1 tRNA gene and 3 rRNA genes are annotated in these 5,250 nt (G+C 51.1%); all 4 read right to left on the bottom strand.

Annotated features, from left to right (window positions below):
• Positions 1–116 (bottom strand): 5S ribosomal RNA (gene rrf, locus SRA_RS00005).
• A gap of 57 nt (positions 117–173) precedes the next feature.
• Positions 174–3,075 (bottom strand): 23S ribosomal RNA (locus tag SRA_RS00010).
• A 272-nt stretch (positions 3,076–3,347) separates the two neighbouring features.
• Positions 3,348–3,420: transfer RNA gene (locus tag SRA_RS00015), tRNA-Ala, on the bottom strand.
• Positions 3,421–3,602: 182 nt separating this feature from the next.
• A 16S ribosomal RNA gene (locus SRA_RS00020) occupies positions 3,603–5,159 on the bottom strand.
• The 16S, 23S and 5S rRNA genes sit together here with 1 tRNA gene alongside, the layout of an rRNA operon.
• Between the last annotated feature and the right edge of the window lie 91 nt (positions 5,160–5,250).

Here is a 5,250-nt window from a genome sequence, read left to right on the forward strand (position 1 = left end):
GCTAAGCGACTACCCTATCTCACAGGGGGCAACCCCCAACTACTTCAGGCGTGCTAGGGCTTAACTGCTGTGTTCGGCATGGAAACAGGTGTATCTCCTAGGCTATCATCACTTAACTTGAATGAGCATTCACTCAAAATTGAATAGCGCTCAAAACCGCTGCTCTTCTTCTTTGGGTTAAGTCCTCGAGCGATTAGTATTGGTCCGCTTCACGTGTCACCACGCTTCTACTCCCAACCTATCAACCTGATCTTCTCTCAGGGCTCTTACTAACTGCGTTAGGGGAAATCTCATCTTGAGGCGGGCTTCACACTTAGATGCTTTCAGCGTTTATCCCTTCCCTACATAGCTACCCAGCGATGCTCTTGGCAGAACAACTGGTACACCAGCGGTAAGTCCACTCTGGTCCTCTCGTACTAGGAGCAGAGCCTCTCAAATTTCCTACGCCCGCGACGGATAGGGACCGAACTGTCTCACGACGTTCTGAACCCAGCTCGCGTGCCGCTTTAATGGGCGAACAGCCCAACCCTTGGGACCGACTACAGCCCCAGGATGCGACGAGCCGACATCGAGGTGCCAAACCTCCCCGTCGATGTGAACTCTTGGGGGAGATAAGCCTGTTATCCCCAGGGTAGCTTTTATCCGTTGAGCGATGGCCCTTCCATGCGGAACCACCGGATCACTAAGCCCGACTTTCGTCCCTGCTCGAGGTGTTGCTCTCGCAGTCAAGCTCCCTTATACCTTTACACTCTGCGATTGATTTCCAACCAATCTGAGGGAACCTTTGGGCGCCTCCGTTACCTTTTAGGAGGCGACCGCCCCAGTCAAACTGCCCGTCAGACACTGTCTCCAATAGGGATCACCTATTCGGGTTAGAGTAGCCATAACACAAGGGTAGTATCCCAACAACGCCTCCGATGAAACTGGCGTCCCATCTTCTTTGGCTCCTACCTATCCTGTACATGTGTTACAGATACGCAATATCAAACTGCAGTAAAGCTCCATGGGGTCTTTCCGTCCTGTCGCGGGTAACCTGCATCTTCACAGGTACTAAAATTTCACCGAGTCTCTCGTTGAGACAGTGCCCAAATCATTACGCCTTTCGTGCGGGTCGGAACTTACCCGACAAGGAATTTCGCTACCTTAGGACCGTTATAGTTACGGCCGCCGTTTACTGGGGCTTCAATTCACACCTTCGACCTAAGTCTAAGCGCTCCTCTTAACCTTCCAGCACCGGGCAGGCGTCACCCCCTATACGTCATCTTACGATTTAGCAGAGAGCTGTGTTTTTGATAAACAGTTGCTTGGGCCTTTTCACTGCGGCTGACCTTAGTCAGCGCCCCTTCTCCCGAAGTTACGGGGCCATTTTGCCGAGTTCCTTAACGAGAGTTCGCTCGTTCACCTGAGGCTACTCGCCTCGACTACCTGTGTCGGTTTGCGGTACGGGTAGAGTATACATTTGCGCTAGAAGCTTTTCTCGGCAGCGTGACATCACTCACTTCGCTACTAAACTTCGCTCCCCTTCACAGCTCAACGTTACAGGACTAAGCATTTGACTCAGTCCACGCCTCACTGCTTGGCCAGACACTTCCAATCGTCTGGTTGAGCTAGCCGTCTGCGTCCCTCCTTCACTCTATACTCTAGTACAGGAATATCAACCTGTTGCCCATCGGATACACCGTTCGGTCTCTCCTTAGGTCCCGACTAACCCAGGGCGGACGAGCCTTCCCCTGGAATCCTTAGTCTTACGGTGGACAGGATTCTCACCTGTCTTTCGCTACTCATACCGGCATTCTCACTTCTATGCGCTCCAATGCTCCTTGCGGTACACCTTCAGCGCACATAGAACGCTCTCCTACCATACCTATAAAAGGTATCCACAGCTTCGGTAAATTGTTTTAGCCCCGGTACATTTTCGGCGCAGGGTCACTCGACTAGTGAGCTATTACGCACTCTTTGAATGAATAGCTGCTTCTAAGCTAACATCCTAGTTGTCTGTGCAACCCCACATCCTTTTCCACTTAACAATTATTTGGGGACCTTAGCTGGTGGTCTGGGCTGTTTCCCTTTCGACTACGGATCTTAGCACTCGCAGTCTGACTGCCGATTATAACACGTTGGCATTCGGAGTTTATCTGATATTGGTAATCCGGGATGGACCCCTCAATCAAACAGTGCTCTACCTCCAACGCTCTCTCAATCGACGCTAGCCCTAAAGCTATTTCGGAGAGAACCAGCTATCTCCAAGTTCGTTTGGAATTTCTCCGCTACCCACAAGTCATCCAAGCACTTTTCAACGTGCCCTGGTTCGGGCCTCCAGTGCGCTTTACCGCACCTTCACCCTGCTCATGGGTAGGTCACATGGTTTCGGGTCTACGTCCACGTACTATGCCGCCCTTTTCAGACTCGGTTTCCCTACGGCTCCGTCTCTTCAACTTAACCTCGCACATAAACGTAACTCGCCGGTTCATTCTACAAAAGGCACGCTCTCACCCATGAACGGGCTCGAACTTCTTGTAGGCACACGGTTTCAGGTTCTCTTTCACTCCCCTTCCGGGGTACTTTTCACCTTTCCCTCACGGTACTGGTTCACTATCGGTCACTAGGGAGTATTTAGGGTTGGGAGATGGGCCTCCCAGATTCCGACGGGATTTCGCGTGTCCCGCCGTACTCAGGATACTGCTAGGGGGAAAGACTATTTCAATTACGAGGCTCTTACTCTCTTTGGCTTACCTTTCCAGGTAATTCTTCTATAATCTGTTCCTCCCACAGCGCAGTCCTACAACCCCGAAGTGTAAACACTTCGGTTTGCCCTTGAGCCCTTTCGCTCGCCGCTACTCAGGCTATCGCTCTTGCTTTCTCTTCCTGCAGCTACTTAGATGTTTCAGTTCACTGCGTCTTCCTCTTCATTACCTTAACAGTAATGAGTGACATGCATCACATGCCGGGTTCCCCCATTCGGACATCTCTGGATCAGGGCTTACTTACAGCTCCCCAAAGCATTTCGTCGTTCGTCACGTCCTTCATCGGCTCCTAGTGCCTAGGCATCCACCGTGCGCCCTTACTTACTTAACCTTATTAAAAAACTCTTTCAATATGATCTACAGCGTTTCGGTTTCTTTTGTTGCGCTATTCAATTGTCAATGAACGATCTCTAAGATACTAAGACCGTCCCAACTTGTTGGGCATTTCTGTAGAAAAATAGGAAATCGACGCTGTGTGCTGGCACACGAGGAGATTTATCTTTTTTCCTAAGAAATGAGGTCGTGTTCAATTACGTGAACACTATCTTAGTCACTAGAATACAAAATTGTCCTCTTCCGAACATCTCTTTGTATCCTAGATAATGGAGCCTAGCGGGATCGAACCGCTGACCTCCTGCGTGCAAAGCAGGCGCTCTCCCAGCTGAGCTAAGGCCCCACGTCCCTCTCAAAACTAAACAAGACGTCCAAGTGCTTCCGTGTAAGTACAGATACTGAGTCAAATTGTACTCGGGCTAAAAGCTTGTGATTTAGATAAACCATCTGGTATGCAAGCATACTGCCTTGCTTTCCTAAAATCAAGTCGCTTTTAGACGCCCTCCGTTACTTACTTTTCCTTAGAAAGGAGGTGATCCAGCCGCACCTTCCGATACGGCTACCTTGTTACGACTTCACCCCAATCATCCATCCCACCTTAGGCGGCTGGCTCCTTAACGGTTACCTCACCGACTTCGGGTGTTACAAACTCTCGTGGTGTGACGGGCGGTGTGTACAAGGCCCGGGAACGTATTCACCGCGGCGTGCTGATCCGCGATTACTAGCGATTCCGACTTCATGGAGGCGAGTTGCAGCCTCCAATCCGAACTGAGATCGGCTTTCAGAGATTAGCTTGCCGTCACCGGCTCGCGACTCGTTGTACCGACCATTGTAGCACGTGTGTAGCCCAGGTCATAAGGGGCATGATGATTTGACGTCATCCCCACCTTCCTCCGGTTTATTACCGGCAGTCTCGCTAGAGTGCCCAACTCAATGATGGCAACTAACAATAAGGGTTGCGCTCGTTGCGGGACTTAACCCAACATCTCACGACACGAGCTGACGACAACCATGCACCACCTGTCACCGATGTACAAAAGTAAAACTCTATCTCTAGAGCGGGCATCGGGATGTCAAGACCTGGTAAGGTTCTTCGCGTTGCTTCGAATTAAACCACATGCTCCACCGCTTGTGCGGGCCCCCGTCAATTCCTTTGAGTTTCAACCTTGCGGTCGTACTCCCCAGGCGGAGTGCTTAATGCGTTAGCTCCGGCACTAAGCCCCGGAAAGGGCCTAACACCTAGCACTCAGCGTTTACGGCGTGGACTACCAGGGTATCTAATCCTGTTCGCTACCCACGCTTTCGAGCCTCAGCGTCAGTTACAGACCAGAGAGCCGCTTTCGCCACCGGTGTTCCTCCATATATCTACGCATTTCACCGCTACACATGGAATTCCACTCTCCCCTTCTGCACTCAAGTCCTGCAGTTTCCAAAGCACACAATGGTTAAGCCACTGCCTTTGACTTCAGACTTACAAAACCGCCTGCGCTCGCTTTACGCCCAATAAATCCGGACAACGCTCGGGACCTACGTATTACCGCGGCTGCTGGCACGTAGTTAGCCGTCCCTTTCTGGTCAGTTACCGTCACTGTGTGAACTTTCCACTCTCACACACGTTCGTCTCTGACAACAGAGCTTTACGATCCGAAAACCTTCTTCACTCACGCGGCGTTGCTCGGTCAGGGTTCCCCCCATTGCCGAAGATTCCCTACTGCTGCCTCCCGTAGGAGTCTGGGCCGTGTCTCAGTCCCAGTGTGGCCGGTCACCCTCTCAGGTCGGCTATGTATCGTCGCCTAGGTAGGCCTTTACCCTACCTACTAGCTAATACAACGCAGGTCCATCTACTAGTGATGCTCTTGCATCTTTCAAGCGTCTAACATGTGTTAAACTCTCTTATGCGGTATTAGCTATCGTTTCCAATAGTTATCCCCCGCTAATAGGCAGGTTACCTACGCGTTACTCACCCGTTCGCGACTCAAGAAAACACGATGTGCAAGCACGGTGTGTTCCCTTGCGTTCCACTTGCATGTATTAGGCACGCCGCCAGCGTTCGTCCTGAGCCAGGATCAAACTCTCATTTAATCTTACTCATTCCTGTCACTGACAGATCTTTTTCTTGACAGGTTGGTCTCCCAACCCGCACTTGGTTCGTCTTGTTCAGTTTTCAAAGGGC

The sequence above is a fragment of the Streptococcus ratti FA-1 = DSM 20564 genome (assembly GCF_000286075.1).
Lineage (GTDB): Bacteria > Bacillota > Bacilli > Lactobacillales > Streptococcaceae > Streptococcus > Streptococcus ratti.